Genomic DNA, 15,611 nt, shown 5'->3' with positions numbered 1-15,611 from the left:
GTCATATAGCGGACACTCCGCCGAAAGGAATCCCACAGTGCTCATTGCACAGCGCCCCACCCTGACCGAGGAGTCGATCTCCGAGTACCGCTCGCGCTTCGTCATCGAGCCGCTCGAGCCGGGCTTCGGTTACACCCTCGGCAACTCGCTGCGCCGCACGCTCCTCTCCTCGATCCCCGGTGCGGCTGTCACCAGCATCCGCATCGACGGCGTCCTCCACGAGTTCAGCACCGTCCCCGGTGTCAAGGAAGACGTCACCGAGATCATCCTCAACATCAAGAGCCTCGTCGTGTCCAGCGAGCACGACGAGCCGATCACCGCGTACCTGCGCAAGCAGGGTGCCGGCCAGGTCACCGCGGCGGACATCTCCGCCCCGGCCGGTGTCGAGATCCACAACCCGGACCTCGTCATCGCGACCCTGAACGACACCGCGCGCTTCGAGCTCGAGCTGACGATCGAGCGTGGCCGTGGCTACGTCTCGGCGACGCAGAACCGTTCGGAGTTCAGCGAGGCCGGTCAGATCCCGATCGACTCGATCTACTCGCCGGTCCTCAAGGTCACCTACCGCGTCGAGGCGACGCGTGCCGGTGAGCGCACGGACTTCGACCGCCTGGTCGTGGACGTCGAGTCGAAGCCGGCGATCTCGCCGCGCGACGCCATCGCGTCTGCCGGTCGCACGCTGGTCGAGCTGTTCGGTCTCGCCCGCGAGCTGAACACGGCGGCCGAGGGCATCGAGATCGGCCCCGCGCCGGTCGACGCGGTGCTCTCGAACGAGCTGCAGACCCCGATCGAGGACCTGGACCTGTCGGTCCGCAGCTACAACTGCCTCAAGCGGGAGGGCATCAACACGGTGTCCGAGCTCGTCGCCCTCTCGGAGACGCAGCTCATGAACATCCGCAACTTCGGTCAGAAGTCGGTGGACGAGGTCAAGGACAAGCTCACCGAGCTCGGCCTGTCCCTCAAGGACACCGTCCCCGGATTCGACGGCGCCCACTTCTACAGCGGGTACGACGAGGACGAGTCCAACAACTGACCTCGCGCTGACGCGCACGCGCGCCGATGAGTCGGTGCGCACCACCATCACCACTGGAGAACTGACATGCCGAAGCCCACCAAGGGCCCCCGCCTCGGTGGCGGCCCCGCCCACGAGCGCCTGCTCCTGAGCAACCTCGCCAACGCCCTCTTCACGCACGGTCGCATCACGACCACCGAGACGAAGGCCAAGCGCCTCCGTCCCGTCGCCGAGCGTCTCATCACGTTCGCGAAGCGTGGCGACCTGCACGCTCGTCGTCGGGTCATCGCGCAGCTGCGTGACAAGTCCGTCGTGCACACGCTGTTCACGGAGATCGCCCCGCAGGTCGAGGACCGTCAGGGCGGCTACACCCGCATCACGAAGCTCGGCTTCCGCAAGGGTGACAACGCGCCGCTCGCCTCGATCGAGCTCGTCCTCGAGCCGGTGTCCAGCACGCCGGCCCCGGTGAAGCGCTCCGCGGCCCCGGCCGCTGCCGCTCCGGCCGAGGAGACCCCGGCCGAGGAGACCAACGCCGAGGAGACCCCGGTCGAGTCCACGGAGACGACCGAGGAGTCCGCTCCGGTCGAGGCCGAGACCGAGACCCCGGCTGCCGCCGAGGTCGAGGCGGACGCCGAGGCCAAGTCGGACGACGCCAAGTAGGCCCAGCACCACCACACGGAACCCCCGCGACGCTCGTCGCGGGGGTTCCGTCGTCCCCGCGGTGTCCTTCGTCGTCGGACGGGAGGCGCGGGGCGGCGCCGCCACGGGCCTCCCGTCCGACACGAACCCGCGTCCCCTCCCAGCGTCACCGCCGTACGGTGATCGCGACATGGCGAGAGCAGAGCGGATCACCGGTGCCGGGCGCCGTCTGTGGCGGTGGAGTCGCGACTCCGGGACCCAGCCGCGACTGTTGCTCGCCGGCAAGGCGGCGCTGGCCGCCGTGATCGCATGGACGTTGGCGAAGTATGCTCCGGGTGTCGCCGCGGACTACCCGTACTACGCGCCCCTCGGGGCGATCGTCGCGATGCGCACAACGGTCTTCGCGGGGATCCGCGCCGGCGTCCAGACGCTCGTCGGCATCACGCTCGGGATCCTGATCGCCGGCTTCACGATGCTCGTGGGTGATCCCGGCGTCATCGCCGTCGCGCTCGTGGTGGGGCTCGGGGTGCTCGTGTCCGGGTTCCGGATCCTCGGCGAGGGCTACTCGTGGGTGCCGATGGCGGCGCTCTTCGTGCTGCTCGTCGGTGGCGGCAACGCGGAGGGCTACTCGTTCGCCTACGTCGTGCAGATGGGCATCGGGATCGCGATCGGGCTCGCGGTGAACTTCGCCGTCGTCCCGCCGCTGCACTTCTGGGACGCGGAGCGACGCATCGACCAGGTGAACGGCGTGCTCGCCCAGCAGCTGGAAGACCTGGCGGACGTGCTCGTCGACGGTGAGCCGGACACCGGGGCCTGGGACCGCCAGCAGGAGCGGCTGGACAAGGCGATCGCCGACGTGCGGGACCGTGTCTCGACGGCGCAGGAGGCCCGGCGGATGAACCCGCGCAGTGTGCTCCGCGGGTCGCGGGCACGGCTGCAGACGGACGGCGCGCGCTTCCGGGCGCTCGAGCGCGTCGCCTGGTACACGACCGACCTCACGGAGCTCGTCGCACGCTCCGGACCGGTGGCGGAGAACCTCGGCCGCCCGGACCCGGCGTTCGCCGAGCCGTTCGCCGCCGCGCTCCGTCGGGTCGCCTGCGTGGTCCGCGGTGACTGCGCCGAGGACGGGGCGGACGAGGCGATCGCCGACCTCGAGCGGGCGCTCGACGCCAGCGACGCCGACCCGTCGCAGGTGACGGTGACCTCGAGTGCGATCGTGGCGCTGCGCGGTGTGCTCGAGTCCGAGAAGCGGGCGACCGCCGACGTGGACACGGAGACCGGTCCGTCCGGCCGACGCGGGTGATGCCGCGGACCGCACCGCCGTCGCGGTCCGGCGCCGGCCGTCAGTAGGATCCGAGGGTGCCCGTCGCGTCCCGTGTCGCCGTCCTCGGACCGGTGACGGTCGCGGGGCCGGACGGTGCCCCGCTGGCGGTCCCCGGGGCCCTGGCCCGGTCGTTCCTGACGGCACTGGTGCTCGCGCACGGGCACACGCTGGGCGCGGACACGCTGATCGACGAGCTCTGGGGCGAGGACCGGCCGAGGGGTGCACGCGCGGCCCTGCAGACCCTGGTGTCCCGACTGCGCCGGACGACGGCGGACGGGCTCGTCGTGTCGACCAGCACCGGGTACGCCCTCGGCGGCGATCCGGCCGGCATCGACCTGGTGGCTGTCGAGCAGACCGTGCACGAGACCGACGTCGACGCCGAGGCGGTCCGCGCCGCGCTCGACCGGTGGCGGGGGACGCCGGGCGGCGACGTCGACGGCGACCTCGGCACCGCTCTGTCGGACCGTGCCGCGGCGGCCGAGCACGCCCTGCGTCGGCGGCTGGCGACCCTGCAGCTCGCGGACGGGGACCCGGCGGCCGCCGCTGCCACCTGGCTCGCCGAGGTCGAGGCCGCACCGTTCGACGACACCGCCGCCGCCGGTGCGATGCGCGCCCTCGATGCGGGCGGGCGGACGGCCGAGGCACTCGCGGTGTTCGCGGCGCACCGGGAACGCCTGGCGGACGGCCTCGGGGCCGACCCGTCCGCGGAGCTCGTCCGGCTGAACGCGGAACTCCTCCGACGGTCGGCGGCCGTGGAGGACCACCCCGTCCGGCGCACCGGTCTCCGGGCCGCGCCGAACGAGCTCGTCGGCCGTGGGGACGACGTCGCCCACGTCGCCGCGCTGCTCGACGAGCACCGCCTGGTCACCGTGCTCGGTACGGGCGGGCTCGGCAAGACCCGGCTCGCGCAGGCCGTCGCCGCCCAGCTGCCGCCGACCACGGGTGTCGTCGTCTGCGAGCTCGCACCGATCGGCGACGGCGAGGACCTGCTCCCGGCCCTCGGCGCGCTGCTCGGGATCGCCGAGGTCCGGACGGCCCGCATGCTCCAGGACGCGGTCGTCACCGACCTGTGGGCCCGGGTGGTCCGCACCCTCGACGACGGTCCGACCGTGCTCGTGCTCGACAACTGCGAGCACCTGCTCCAGGCCGTGGCCCGCTGCACGGCCGACCTGCTCGCCGCCGTGCCCGGACTCCGGGTGCTCACGACCTCCCGGGCGCCCCTCGCGATCGCGGGCGAGGTCGTCGCGCCCCTCGGTCCGCTGCCGGTCGAGGCCGACGGGGCCGCGGTCCGCCTGTTCACCGAGCGCGCCCGAGCCGCCCGACCCGGTGCCGTGCTGCCGGTCGACGCCGTCCGCCGGATCTGCACCCGGCTCGACGGGTCGCCGCTCGCCATCGAGCTGGCCGCCGCCCGCATCCGCGGGATGGCCGTCGACGAGGTCGAACGACGCCTGGACGACCGCTTCGCCCTGCTGCGCGGCGGCGACCGCAGCGCACCGGAACGGCACCGGACGCTGCTCGCGGTGATCGAGTGGAGCTGGCGGCTCCTCGACGAGGGTGCCCAGGACCTGCTGACCCGGTTGGCGCTGTTCCCGGACGGGGTCGCGGTCGACGCCGTCGAGTCGGTCGCGGAGCCCGGACGGCGGTGGGACGCGCTCGACGACCTGGCGGAGCTCGTCGAGCAGTCGCTCGTGCAGCTCGTCGAGGCCGAGGGCGAGCCGGTCCGGTACCGGCTGCTCGAGACCGTGCGCGAGTTCGGTGCCGCACGGCTGGCCGAGCGGGGCACCACCGAGGCCGTCCGCACCGCGATGACCGCGTGGGGTCGGGAGCTGTCGGCGGCGCGCAACCTGTTCGCGCTGCGGGGGCCGGCGCAGCTCGTCGCCTTCACGGAGGTCCGGCGCGAGGCCGACACCCTCGTCACCCTGCTCCGCTGGGCGCTCCGTGCCGACGACGTCCCGACGGTCACGCACGTCTTCGCCGCGCTCGGTGGGTACTGGACGCTGCGCGGGCTGCACCGCGAGGTGGTCGCGACGGCACCCGACGTGGTCACCGCGCTCCGGTCGTGCCCGCCGCAGCCGCAGGACCGGACCGCCGCGGTCGTCGGGCTCGTGATGGCCGGCGCCACGTCGGCGTTCTCGGACCTGCGCACGACGGCGCGGGCGATCACGGGCCTGCGCACCCTGCACGCGTCCGGCCGTGCCGGTGACCCGGTCGTCGACGCGCTCGCGTCGCTCCTGCTCTCGGTCGCGCGACCCGAGCAGGGCTTCGCCGAGCTCGCGCGCCTCCGCGAGGACCCGGAGCCCGCCGTGGCCTGCCTCGGCACGATGATGAGCGCGCCGCTGGCCGAGAACGCCGGCGAGCCCGTCGCGGCCCTGCGGTACGCGCGCCGGGCGAAGGCGCTGGCGGAGGCGACGGGCGAAGCGTGGACCACCGGTACCGTCGCGGTCACGCTCACCCAGCTGCTCGCGCAGTCGGGGCGGTACCGCGAGGCCCTCGCCGAGGCGGTCACCGCGCGCGAGCACCTGGAGCGCTTCGGCGCCGACGACGACCTGTACGAGATCGGCTGGACGGTGGGCCTGGCCTCCGCGGCGACCGGCGATGTCGAGCGTGCCCGGTCGATCGCCGCGGACCTGCGCCACCGGCCGGCGGGCGGACGCGGGGGCTTCGACGACCGCGGGCTCATCGCGGTCCTGGCGGTCGCCATCAGCGCCGAGTGCGCGCGCTGGGAGGGCGACCTCGAAGCCGCGGCGGCCGGGTACACCGAGGCCTGGGACGTCGTGCAGCCGGGGCGCGGTGCCGCGGCGCACTGGGCGCTCATGGCGGGGGCCGCACGGATCGCGGCGGTGGACGAGGCGGCGGTGCGTCGGGTCGAGGACGCGAGCACGAGCCTGCCGGCCGCCGCGGTCGGGGCGGAGTCGACGCACGCGTCGCTGCCCGCGGCGGAACTGGCGGTCGCACGTCGGGTGCGGGTCGGCACGCTCGTGCAGCTGCGCCTGCGGCAGGTCCGCCGGGACGTACCGGTCATCGGCACGGCGCTCGCCGGACTCGCCATCGCCTACGCCCGCACCGGACGTCCGGACGCGGCGGCCGCGTGCTGGGGCACGCTCACCCTGGTCGGGTCTCGGCAGGACTTCGCGGTCCTCTCCCACGACCGGCTCCGACCGCTGCTCGCCGAGGTCGTGGGGGAGCAGGCGCTCGCCGACGCCGAGACGGCCGCGGCCGGCAGGGACCGGACCGCGGCCGTCTCCTGGGTACGGGCCGTGCTCGAGGACGCGCGCCTGCCCGCCTGAGCCGGGCACGGGGACCTCGGCCGGGCTCGCGCACCGCGGGCGCGGCCGAGTCCCGCCCCGGGGCGGAGGCGCCGGCCGGGCCCGCGGGCCGTCAGGCCTTCCGCATGTAGGCACGGACGGTCAGCGGCGCGAAGACCGCCACCACGACCGCGGCACCGAGCAGGCTGAGCCAGAGGTCGCCGCCGACCGTCCCGTGGTTCACCAGGTCGCGCACCGCCGTGATGAGGTGCGAGACCGGGTTGACCTCGGTGAACCAGCGCAGCCAGCTCGGCAGCGTGTCCGTCGGCACGAACGCGTTCGACAGGAAGGTCAGCGGGAACAGCACCAGGTTGGCGATGCCGGAGACGCTCGAGGCGGTGCGGGCGATGACACCGAAGTACGCGAAGACCCAGCTGATCGCCCACGCCACCACGATGACGAGCAGCGCCGCGAGCAGCACGGCACCGAGGCCACCGGCGGGACGCAGCCCCATGACGATGCCGACCACGAAGGTGATCGTCGTCGCGATCGCGTAGCGGACGGTGTCGGCGAGCAGGGCTCCAGCGAGCGGGGCGATGCGGGCGATGGGGAGCGACCGGAAGCGGTCGAACACGCCCTTGTCCATGTCCTCGCGGAGCTGGACGCCCGTGACGACCGACGAGGTGATCGCCGTCTGGACGAGGATGCCGGGGATGATGACGGGCAGGTAGCTGCCGACGTCGCCGGAGATCGCGCCGCCGAAGATGTACGTGAACATCACGGTGAAGACGATCGGCATGAGCGTGACGTCGAACAGCTGCTCGGGCGTCCGCCGGATCTTGACCAGCCCGCGGTACGCCATCGTGAACGACTGGCGGACCGTGGCCGCGAGACCGGTGCCGCCGACCCCGGGTCGCGGGGTGACGCGCGGTGCCGACGACGGCGTGGTGGTCGGGGTGAGGGTGGTGGCGGTCATGCGAGGCTCCCTTCGAGCGCGCGGTCGGTCGTGGCGGTGTCGGCGTCGGCCGGCGCACCGGTGATGGTGAGGAAGACCTCGTCGAGGGTCGGCTTCTGCACGCTCATCTCGGCGAGGGAGACCCCCGCGTCGCGGAACGAGACGAGCAGGTCGGTGACGCGGTCCGGGGCGGTCATCGGAGCGGTGAGCCGCGCGCCCTCCGGGCTGACGACCGGCGGGGTGCCGAGCACCCGCTCGACGAGTCCGGCCGCGGTCGCGAGCGCGCCCGGCTCCGGGTCCGCCAGGCGGAGCTGCAGCGAGGCGGTCCCCACCGAGGACTTCAGGTCGTCGGCGGTGCCCTCGGCGACCACGCGGCCGTGGTCGATGACCGCGATGCGGTCGGCGAGCTGGTCGGCCTCGTCGAGGTACTGCGTCGTGAGCAGGACGGTCGACCCGGTCGCGACGAGCTCGCGGATCGTGTCCCACATCTGCGCACGGGTGCGCGGGTCGAGCCCGGTGGTGGGCTCGTCGAGGAAGATCAGCGGCGGCTGCGCGATGAGGCTCGCCGCCAGGTCGAGGCGGCGCCGCATGCCGCCGGAGAACGCCTTGAGCGGGCGGGACGCGGCCTCGGTCAGCCCGAAGCGCTCGAGCAGCTCGCGTGCCTTGCGCTTCGCGTCGCCGCGGGACAGCCCGAGCAGCCGCGCGAAGATGACGAGGTTCTCGGTGGCGCTGAGCGTCTCGTCGACGCTCGCGTACTGCCCGGTCACCCCGATCAGGGACCGGACGGTCTGCGGCTCCCGGCGGACGTCGTGCCCGAAGACGCGGGCTTCGCCGCCGTCCGGCACGAGCAGGGTCGCGAGCATCGAGATGGTGGTCGTCTTGCCGGCACCGTTCGGGCCGAGCACGCCGTAGACGGTCCCGGCCTCGACCCGGAGGTCGACGCCGTCCACGGCGCGGTTCGACCCGAAGGTCTTCACGAGGCCGGTGGCCTCGACCGCGAGGGGTGTGGTGGTCATCGGGAGGTCCTTTCGTCGATGTCGGTGTCGATGGTGCCGCCGGGCGCTCACGCGCCACTGACGCGGCACTGACACGCGCTGACACCGGCGGTCGGCGCCGGTCGGGGCGCGGGGTCGGCCGGGAGGCTGGACCCGGCCCCGGTACGCTCGCTCCCGTGGACGGGACGGACGCGACGGACGGATCGGGTGCTGCGGGCACGGACGGGGTGCGGCTGCGGCTGGACATCGCGTACGACGGCGCGGCGTTCTCCGGCTGGGCCCGGCAGCCCGGGTTGCGGACCGTGCAGGGTGCGCTCGAGTCGGCGCTCGCGACGGTGTTCACCCGCTGGGGCGAGCCGCCGCTGCTCACGGTCGCCGGGCGGACCGACGCCGGGGTGCACGCCACCGGGCAGGTCGCCCACCTCGACCTCACGCCCGAGCAGTGGGGCGCACTCACGCGGCCGCGGCGGTCGTCGCCGGACGGGCCCCCGCGGACCTCGCTCGACGGACTCGTCAAGCGGGTCAACGGGCTCGCTGGGGCGACAGGGGACGTCGTCGTGACGCGGGCGTCGGTCGCGCCGGACGGGTTCGACGCCCGGTTCTCCCCGCTCTGGCGGCGCTACGAGTACCGGGTGGCGGACGCCGACGCCCCGCGGGACCCCCGTCGGCGGGGGCACACGCTCTGGCACCCGTCGCGTCTGGACCCGGCGGCGATGGAGCGCGGTGCGCTGACGCTGCTCGGGCTGCACGACTTCGCGACGTTCTGCAAGCCGCGCGAGGGCGCGACCACGATCCGGACGCTGCAGGAGTTCCGCTGGGACCGTGAGCCGGACGGCGTGCTGGTGGCGCGCCTCCAGGCCGACGCGTTCTGCCACTCGATGGTGCGGGCGATGGTCGGGGCGACCATCGCCGTCGGCGAGGGCCGCTTCGGCCCGGACCGCCTCGAGGAGCTGCGGGTCGCGCAGCAGCGCACGAGCGCGTTCAAGGTCGCACCCGCGGTCGGACTGACCCTCACCGAGGTCGGGTACCCGGGGGACGACGAGCTGGCGGCCCGGGCCGCGCAGACCCGTGCGCGCCGGACGGACGACGAGCCGGACGCCGGTACCGTCGGGGGATGAGCTCCCGCAGGCCCCGGTCCGTCGTCTCCGTCGCACCCGGGGTCGTGTTCGTCGAGGGGCCGGTGTCGAACTGGGTGGTGCTCGCCGAGGAGGACGGTGTCGCGCTGGTCGACGCCGGCTACCCGGCGGACAGCGACCTCGTCCTGGACACCGTGCGCTGGGCCGGCCACGACCTCGGCGACCTGCGGCGCATCTACGTCACGCACGGGCACGTCGACCACGTCGGCGGCATCCCGGGGATCCTCGAGCGGTACCCGCACGTGCAGGTCCTCGCGCACGCCGACGAGCTCGACAACGTCCGCGGTCCCCAGCGGCAGCAGGTCCGGCCGGCAGAGATCGGCGGCCGGCTCGCCGCGCCCCGGACCCTGCGATGGCTGGCGCGCGCCATCGGCTCCGACGCCCTGCGTCCGGTGACCGTCCCCGGTGCCCGGGCCTTCACCGCGCAGGACTTCGCGGGGCGTGCGATGACACCGTTCCCCGCCGTCGGGCACACAGCCGGCTCGACCGCGTACCTGCTGCCGGCTGCGAACGCCATCGTCACCGGCGACGCGGTGGTCTCGCACCACGACACCCTGCCCGGGTCGTGGCAGCCGCGCCCGAGGATGATCACGCCGTTCTTCACCGCCGACCAGGCGACGGCCCTCGAGTCCGCGCGGGCACTGCCGATCCCCGAGATCGTGCTGCCGGGGCACGGACCGGCCGTGCACCGCGTCGGCAGCGGGTGGGTACCGGTCGCCGGCTGACCCCGCCGGGGCCCCGGCGGCTGCGTGTCGACGTGCCCGGCCCGCACCCCGGACGGGGGTGGACCGCATCGTTCACCTGCCGGAAACCTGTGCGACCCCGCAGGTGGCTAGCGTGACGAGGTCCCCCTCCTCCTGCCGAAGGTCAGCATGCCCAACCTCCTGCGGCGCACCGTGCTGTGCGCCACGGTGGCAGCGACGCTCGTCGCCGCCCCCCTCGTCTCCGTCACCACCGCCGTCGCGAACCCCGCGGGTACCGGCCTCGTCATCTCCGAGGCCTACCTGAAGGGCGGCAGCGCGAACGCCTTCTACAAGGAGAAGTTCGTCGAGATCGCGAACCCGACCGCGACGCCGGTGTCGCTCACCGGCTGGTCGCTCCAGTACCGCGCCGCCGGCAGCACCGGGAACTTCTCGGTGAGCGCCCTCGACGGCACGGTGCCCGCGAACGGCACCTTCCTCGTGTCCATGGCGGGCAACGGCGGCGCGAACGCCGTCGGCGCCGCCCTGCCGACCGCCGACGACACCGCCTCCCTCAACCCGTCCGGCACCACCGGGACCCTCGCGCTCTCGGACGGCACCGGGCCGCTGGCGCTCCCGGCGGGTCCGGTCGCGACCGGGACGCCCGGCGTCGTCGACCTGCTCGGCTACGGCGGGTCGAACACGTACGAGGGCGCCGTCCGCACGGTGACCGGCGGGAACAGCGAGCCGAACGGCCTGACCCGGACCGGGACGACGGACACCGACGTCAACGGTGCCGACTTCTCGGTGACCACGACCCTGACGCCGACGAACGCCGCGGGCGACACCGGGAGCGGCACCCCGACCGACCCCGAGCCGACCGACCCGGGCACGCCGACGGGTCCCGCCGAGACGGTCACGATCGCGCAGCTGCAGGGCACCGGCACGGCGTCGCCGTACGTCGGGAAGCGCGTCGTCACAGAGGGTGTCGTCACCGCGGTCTACGCCACCGGCGGCCTGAACGGCTACACGGTCCAGACCGCCGGCACCGGCGGCGCGGTCGACCTCGCCACCCACACCTCCTCGGACGCGGTGTTCGTGTACTCCGCCGCGACCGCGGGCAGCGTCGCGATCGGCGATGCCGTGCGGCTCACGGGGACGGTGTCCGAGTTCAACGGCCTCACCGAGCTCGAGGTGGCCTCGACCGCCGACGTCGAGCGGCTCCCTGCAGCGGGCGTCGTGCAGCCGGTCCCCGCCACGCTGACCCTGCCGCGCACCGACGCCGAGCGCGAGTCGCTCGAGAGCATGCTCATCGCACCGCAGGGCGACTACACGGTCGCCGACAACTACACGACGAACCAGTACGGCGAGATCACCCTGGCCGCCGGGTCGGGGCGCCTGATCCAGCCGACCGAGGTCGCCCGCCCGGGCAGCCCCGAGGCCGCCGCGGTCGCCGCCGACAACGCCGCGCGCAAGGTCGTGCTCGACGACGGCGCCAGCACGAACTTCCTCAGCGCCGCGAACCAGTCGATCCCGGTGTCCTGGCTCACCCAGGGCCCGGTCACGGTCGGCGCCGCCGCGACCTTCACGGAGCCGGTCGTCCTCGACTACCGCAACGCCGCCTGGAAGTTCCAGCCGACCGCGCCGATCACGGGTGCGACCCCGGCTGCCGACCTGCCCGCGTCCTTCTCGGACGTCCGCACCGCGGCGCCCGAGGAGGTCGGCGGCGACCTCAAGCTCGCCGGCTTCAACGTGCTCAACTACTTCCCGACCACGGGCGACCAGCTCGCCGGCTGCACGTACTACACCGACCGCGACGGCGATCCCGTGACCGTCCGCGGCGGCTGCGACGCCCGCGGTGCCGCGAACGCCGACGACCTCGCCCGCCAGCAGGTGAAGATCGTGAAGGCGATCAACGCCCTCGGTGCCGACGTCGTCTCGCTCGAGGAGATCGAGAACTCGGCGCGCTTCGGGAAGGACCGCGACGCGGCCGTCGGCACCCTCGTCGCCGCGCTGAACGCCGCTGCCGGTCAGGACACCTGGGCCTACGTGCCGTCCCCGGCGGTGCTGCCCGCGACCGAGGACGTCATCCGCCTCGCGCTCATCTACAAGAAGGGCCGCGTCGCGCCGGTCGGCGAGTCGACCATCCTCGACGACCCGGCCTTCGTGAACGCCCGTCAGCCCGTCGCCGACGCCTTCCGCCCGGTCGGTGGGAGCGCGGAGGACGACTTCCTCGTCATCGCGAACCACTTCAAGTCGAAGGGCTCCGGCTCGGGCGAGAACGCCGACCAGGGCGACGGCCAGGGCGCCTCGAACGCCGACCGTGTGCGTCAGGCGACGGCGCTCGCCACGTTCTCGACCGCCGCGCAGCAGAAGTACGGCACGGACAAGGTGTTCATGCTCGGCGACTTCAACGCGTACAGCGAGGAGGACCCGATGGTCGTCCTGCGCGACGCGGGCTACACCGACCTCGGTCCGGCGGAGGACTCGTCCGAGTACTCGTACGTCTTCAGCGGCCTGAGCGGTTCGCTCGACCACGTGCTGGCGTCCCCGGCCGCCCTGGAGACGGTGACCGGTGTGGACATCTGGAACATCAACTCGACCGAGTCGGTGGGCCTGGAGTACAGCCGCTACGACTACAACGTCACGGACCTGTACCGCGACGACGTGTACCGCGCCAGCGACCACGACCCGATCCTGGTCGGCTTCGACACCACCGCCGCCGCCGAGACCCCGACGCCGGGCGACGGTCAGACCCCGGCGCCCGGCACCGGCACCGCGCCCGGTGCCGGTGCTGATCCGACCCCGACCGCACCGGGCGCCACGCCGGTCGCAGCGCCGGGCCGTGACGGCCGGCTCGCGTTCACGGGCGCCGAGCTGACCGGCGGTCTCGTCGCCGCGCTGCTCCTGCTCGCGGCCGGTACCGGCCTGGTCGTGGCACGACGCCGGCGGGCGGCACGCACGGACTGACCCTCGAGCCGCCACCGGATCAGCGACATCGCACCCGTCGATCGACGGGTGCGATGTCGCGTTCCGCGGGTCGTCGATCCCGACGGGCGTTCGACAACGCGAGCCGCGTCGGGTAGGCTCTCACCTTGGTCTGCGCGCCCCGTGCGCCGGACAGTCAGATGAGCCCTCCACCGGGCAGTTCCACGAGCATCGCCCGCGGAACACCCACCGGAGCGGGATTCACGGACTCCTCACCTCGACACGAAAGCAGCACACCTGTGACTCGTACGTTCTCCCCGAAGCCGGCAGACGTCCAGCACGACTGGATCGTCATCGACGCGACCGACGTCGTCCTCGGCCGTCTCGCCACGCACGCTGCGGCGCTCCTGCGCGGCAAGCACAAGGCCACCTTCGCCCAGCACATGGACATGGGTGACCACGTCATCATCATCAACGCGGACAAGGTCGCCCTCACCGGCTCCAAGCTCGCCAAGAAGGTCTACTACCGTCACTCGGGCTACCCGGGCGGCCTCACGGCGACCTCCTACCCGGAGATGCTCGAGAAGCACCCGACCCGCGCCGTCGAGAAGGCGATCCGCGGCATGCTGCCGAAGAACACCCTCGGCCGTGAGCAGCTCAAGAAGCTGAAGGTCTACGCCGGCTCGGAGCACCCGCACGCCGCGCAGCAGCCCAAGGCGTACACCTTCGACCAGGTCGCGCAGTAACGACGGCCACGACGACTTCAAGGACTGATAACACTCATGGCTCAGATCGCTGACTCCCTCGACCAGACCCCGGAGAGCTTCACCACCGAGAGCGCCCCGGCGTCCTCGGAGACCGCTCCCCGCCAGATCCTCAATGTCTCGGGCGGTGCCGTCGGGCGCCGCAAGGAGGCCATCGCCCGCGTGCGCCTCGTCCCCGGTGGCGGCTCGTTCACGGTCAACGGCCGCACGCTCGAGGACTACTTCCCGAACAAGCTGCACCAGCAGCTGATCAACGACCCGTTCAAGGTGCTCGAGCTCCTCGGCGCCTACGACGTCGTCGCCCGCATCACCGGTGGTGGCCCCTCGGGCCAGGCCGGTGCGCTCCGCCTCGCGATCGCGCGTGCGCTGAACGAGATCGACCGCGAGAACAACCGCGCCACCCTGAAGAAGGCCGGCTTCCTCACCCGTGACGCCCGCGTCATCGAGCGCAAGAAGGCCGGTCTCAAGAAGGCCCGCAAGGCGTCGCAGTTCTCGAAGCGCTAGTCGCTCGACGAACCCGATCGCCATGCCGCGTCTGTTCGGTACCGACGGTGTTCGTGGACTCGCCAACGGCGAGCTGACGGCCGCGCTGGCACTGGGTCTCGCCCAGGCCAGCGCGGCCGTGCTCACGCACGGACACCATGCGGACGCCCGCCGGGCGTCCGGTCGACCGCGCCCCCGCGCGGTCCTGGCGCGCGACCCGCGCGTCTCCGGCGAGTTCCTGGGTGCCGCCGTCGCGGCCGGTCTCGCCTCCGCCGGCGTCGACGTGCTCGACGCCGGGGTCATCCCCACCCCCGCTGCGGCGTTCCTCGTCGCGGACATCGACGCCGACTTCGGCGTGATGATCTCCGCGTCGCACAACCCGGCGCCCGACAACGGGATCAAGTTCTTCGCCACGGGCGGCCGCAAGCTCCCGGACGAGGTCGAGGACCGCATCGAAGCGGCCATGCACGACCAGTCCGCGCCGACGCCGACCGGCGCCGAGGTCGGTCGGATCACCCGGTTCGCCGACGCCGAGGACCGCTACGTCGTGCACCTGCTCGGCACGCTGCCGCACCGGCTCGACGGGATCCACGTCGTGCTCGACTGCGCGAACGGTGCCGCCGCGGGCGTCTCGCCCGAGGTGTTCGTCAACGCCGGTGCCCGGGTCACGCTGATCGGTGCCGACCCGGACGGCATGAACATCAACGACGGTGTCGGGTCCACGCACATCGACAACCTCGCGCGAGCCGTCCTCGAGCACGGCGCCGACGTGGGCATCGCGCACGACGGTGACGCCGACCGGTGCCTCGCGGTGGACGCCGCCGGCAACGCGATCGACGGCGACCAGATCATGGCGATCCTCGCGCTGTCGCTCAAGGAGCGCGGGCGTCTCGCCTCGGACACGCTCGTCGCCACCGTGATGTCGAACCTCGGGCTCACGCGCGCGATGGCGGACGCGGGGATCGAGGTCGTGCAGACCGCCGTGGGCGACCGCTACGTGCTCGAGAAGATGGTCGAGGGAGGCTTCTCCCTCGGCGGTGAGCAGTCCGGCCACGTCATCTTCAACGAGTTCGCGACGACGGGTGACGGTGTCCTGACCGGGCTGCACCTGGTCGCCGAGATGGCACGCACCGGCAAGAGCCTGCAGGAGCTCGCGTCGTGCATGACGGTCTTCCCGCAGGTGCTCCTGAACGTGCGCGGTGTCGACCGGCACGGTCTGGACGACCAGGGTGTGCAGGATGCGATCGCCGCGGCCACCGAGGCCCTCGGCGACTCCGGCCGCGTGCTCCTGCGCCCGTCGGGCACCGAGCCGGTCGTCCGCGTGATGGTCGAGGCGGCCTCGCAGGAGGACGCCCAGCGCGTCGCCGAGGAGCTCGCCGACGTCGTGCGCGACCGGCTGGCGATCGACGAGGCCGCGTAGGGCGCCCCACCCCGATCAGGAACCTGGTTC

At 73.3% G+C, this 15,611-nt stretch carries 12 protein-coding genes; 10 read left to right on the top strand and 2 right to left on the bottom strand.

Annotated elements, in window-relative coordinates:
• The first annotated feature begins 37 nt into the window (after positions 1-37).
• The 4 genes from QUG98_RS13605 to QUG98_RS13590 all read left to right on the top strand — a co-directional run bounded on the left by QUG98_RS13605 (position 38) and on the right by QUG98_RS13590 (position 6,262).
• Positions 38-1,033 carry a DNA-directed RNA polymerase subunit alpha gene (locus tag QUG98_RS13605; protein ID WP_058728275.1) on the top strand — a complete coding sequence of 332 codons (996 nt, stop codon included), beginning with the start codon at positions 38-40 and terminating at the stop codon, positions 1,031-1,033.
• Positions 1,034-1,099: 66 nt separating this feature from the next.
• Positions 1,100-1,672, top strand: a complete 573-nt coding sequence (gene rplQ, locus QUG98_RS13600) for a 50S ribosomal protein L17 (protein WP_289471108.1) — start codon at positions 1,100-1,102, stop codon at positions 1,670-1,672.
• A gap of 169 nt (positions 1,673-1,841) precedes the next feature.
• Positions 1,842-2,954, top strand: coding sequence for an FUSC family protein (locus QUG98_RS13595; protein ID WP_289471107.1), 1,113 nt, complete (start codon positions 1,842-1,844; stop codon positions 2,952-2,954).
• 56 nt (positions 2,955-3,010) lie between these two features.
• Complete coding sequence (locus QUG98_RS13590; protein ID WP_289471106.1) at positions 3,011-6,262, top strand: AfsR/SARP family transcriptional regulator; 3,252 nt, start codon at positions 3,011-3,013, stop codon at positions 6,260-6,262.
• A gap of 91 nt (positions 6,263-6,353) precedes the next feature.
• Here the strand turns inward: QUG98_RS13590 and QUG98_RS13585 are convergent, their stop codons facing one another.
• Both QUG98_RS13585 and QUG98_RS13580 read right to left on the bottom strand, forming a co-directional pair.
• Positions 6,354-7,196, bottom strand: a complete 843-nt coding sequence (locus QUG98_RS13585; RefSeq protein ID WP_289471104.1) for an ABC transporter permease — start codon at positions 7,194-7,196, stop codon at positions 6,354-6,356.
• The gene (locus QUG98_RS13580; protein ID WP_289471102.1) at positions 7,193-8,191 is read right to left on the bottom strand and encodes an ATP-binding cassette domain-containing protein; all 999 of its coding nucleotides are present in this window, start codon (positions 8,189-8,191) and stop codon (positions 7,193-7,195) included. Before QUG98_RS13580 ends, QUG98_RS13585 begins: the two co-directional genes overlap by 4 nt.
• Before the next feature lie 155 nt (positions 8,192-8,346).
• On the opposite strand from QUG98_RS13580, the gene truA reads away from it, so the two are divergent.
• The 6 genes from truA (at position 8,347) to glmM (ending at position 15,581) form a co-directional block, all read left to right on the top strand.
• Positions 8,347-9,288: a tRNA pseudouridine(38-40) synthase TruA gene (gene truA / locus QUG98_RS13575; RefSeq protein ID WP_289471100.1), complete on the top strand. Its 942-nt coding sequence runs from the start codon at positions 8,347-8,349 to the stop codon at positions 9,286-9,288.
• A complete protein-coding gene (locus QUG98_RS13570; protein ID WP_289471099.1) occupies positions 9,285-10,031 on the top strand; it encodes an MBL fold metallo-hydrolase in 747 nt (248 codons plus the stop codon). Before truA ends, QUG98_RS13570 begins: the two co-directional genes overlap by 4 nt.
• Before the next feature lie 147 nt (positions 10,032-10,178).
• Entirely contained in the window at positions 10,179-12,956 is a 2,778-nt protein-coding gene (locus tag QUG98_RS13565; RefSeq protein ID WP_289471096.1) for an ExeM/NucH family extracellular endonuclease, read from the top strand.
• A gap of 257 nt (positions 12,957-13,213) precedes the next feature.
• Positions 13,214-13,660 (top strand): 50S ribosomal protein L13, encoded by a 447-nt coding sequence (gene rplM, locus QUG98_RS13560; protein ID WP_289471095.1) that lies wholly within the window; start codon positions 13,214-13,216, stop codon positions 13,658-13,660.
• 36 nt (positions 13,661-13,696) lie between these two features.
• Positions 13,697-14,182: a 30S ribosomal protein S9 gene (gene rpsI / locus QUG98_RS13555; RefSeq protein ID WP_289471094.1), complete on the top strand. Its 486-nt coding sequence runs from the start codon at positions 13,697-13,699 to the stop codon at positions 14,180-14,182.
• 22 nt (positions 14,183-14,204) lie between these two features.
• Positions 14,205-15,581, top strand: coding sequence for a phosphoglucosamine mutase (gene glmM / locus QUG98_RS13550; RefSeq protein ID WP_289471093.1), 1,377 nt, complete (start codon positions 14,205-14,207; stop codon positions 15,579-15,581).
• Positions 15,582-15,611 lie beyond the last annotated feature (30 nt).

Origin of the sequence: Curtobacterium subtropicum (genome assembly GCF_030362975.1) — a bacterium.
Taxonomy (GTDB): domain Bacteria; phylum Actinomycetota; class Actinomycetes; order Actinomycetales; family Microbacteriaceae; genus Curtobacterium; species Curtobacterium subtropicum.
The sequence above is the reverse complement of the archived record's forward strand: the minus strand, read 5'-3'. Positions and strand labels throughout refer to the sequence as shown.

Excerpts from the sequence above, each read along its gene's own strand:
- QUG98_RS13565 (WP_289471096.1), top strand. The coding sequence starts at position 10,179 with ATGCCCAACCTCCTGCGGCGCACCGTGCTGTGCGCCACGGTGGCAGCG.
- rpsI (WP_289471094.1), top strand. The coding sequence starts at position 13,697 with ATGGCTCAGATCGCTGACTCCCTCGACCAGACCCCGGAGAGCTTCACC.
- QUG98_RS13585 (WP_289471104.1), bottom strand. The coding sequence starts at position 7,196 with ATGACCGCCACCACCCTCACCCCGACCACCACGCCGTCGTCGGCACCG.
- glmM (WP_289471093.1), top strand. The coding sequence starts at position 14,205 with ATGCCGCGTCTGTTCGGTACCGACGGTGTTCGTGGACTCGCCAACGGC.
- QUG98_RS13595 (WP_289471107.1), top strand. The coding sequence starts at position 1,842 with ATGGCGAGAGCAGAGCGGATCACCGGTGCCGGGCGCCGTCTGTGGCGG.
- QUG98_RS13580 (WP_289471102.1), bottom strand. The coding sequence starts at position 8,191 with ATGACCACCACACCCCTCGCGGTCGAGGCCACCGGCCTCGTGAAGACC.
- rplQ (WP_289471108.1), top strand. The coding sequence starts at position 1,100 with ATGCCGAAGCCCACCAAGGGCCCCCGCCTCGGTGGCGGCCCCGCCCAC.
- QUG98_RS13570 (WP_289471099.1), top strand. The coding sequence starts at position 9,285 with ATGAGCTCCCGCAGGCCCCGGTCCGTCGTCTCCGTCGCACCCGGGGTC.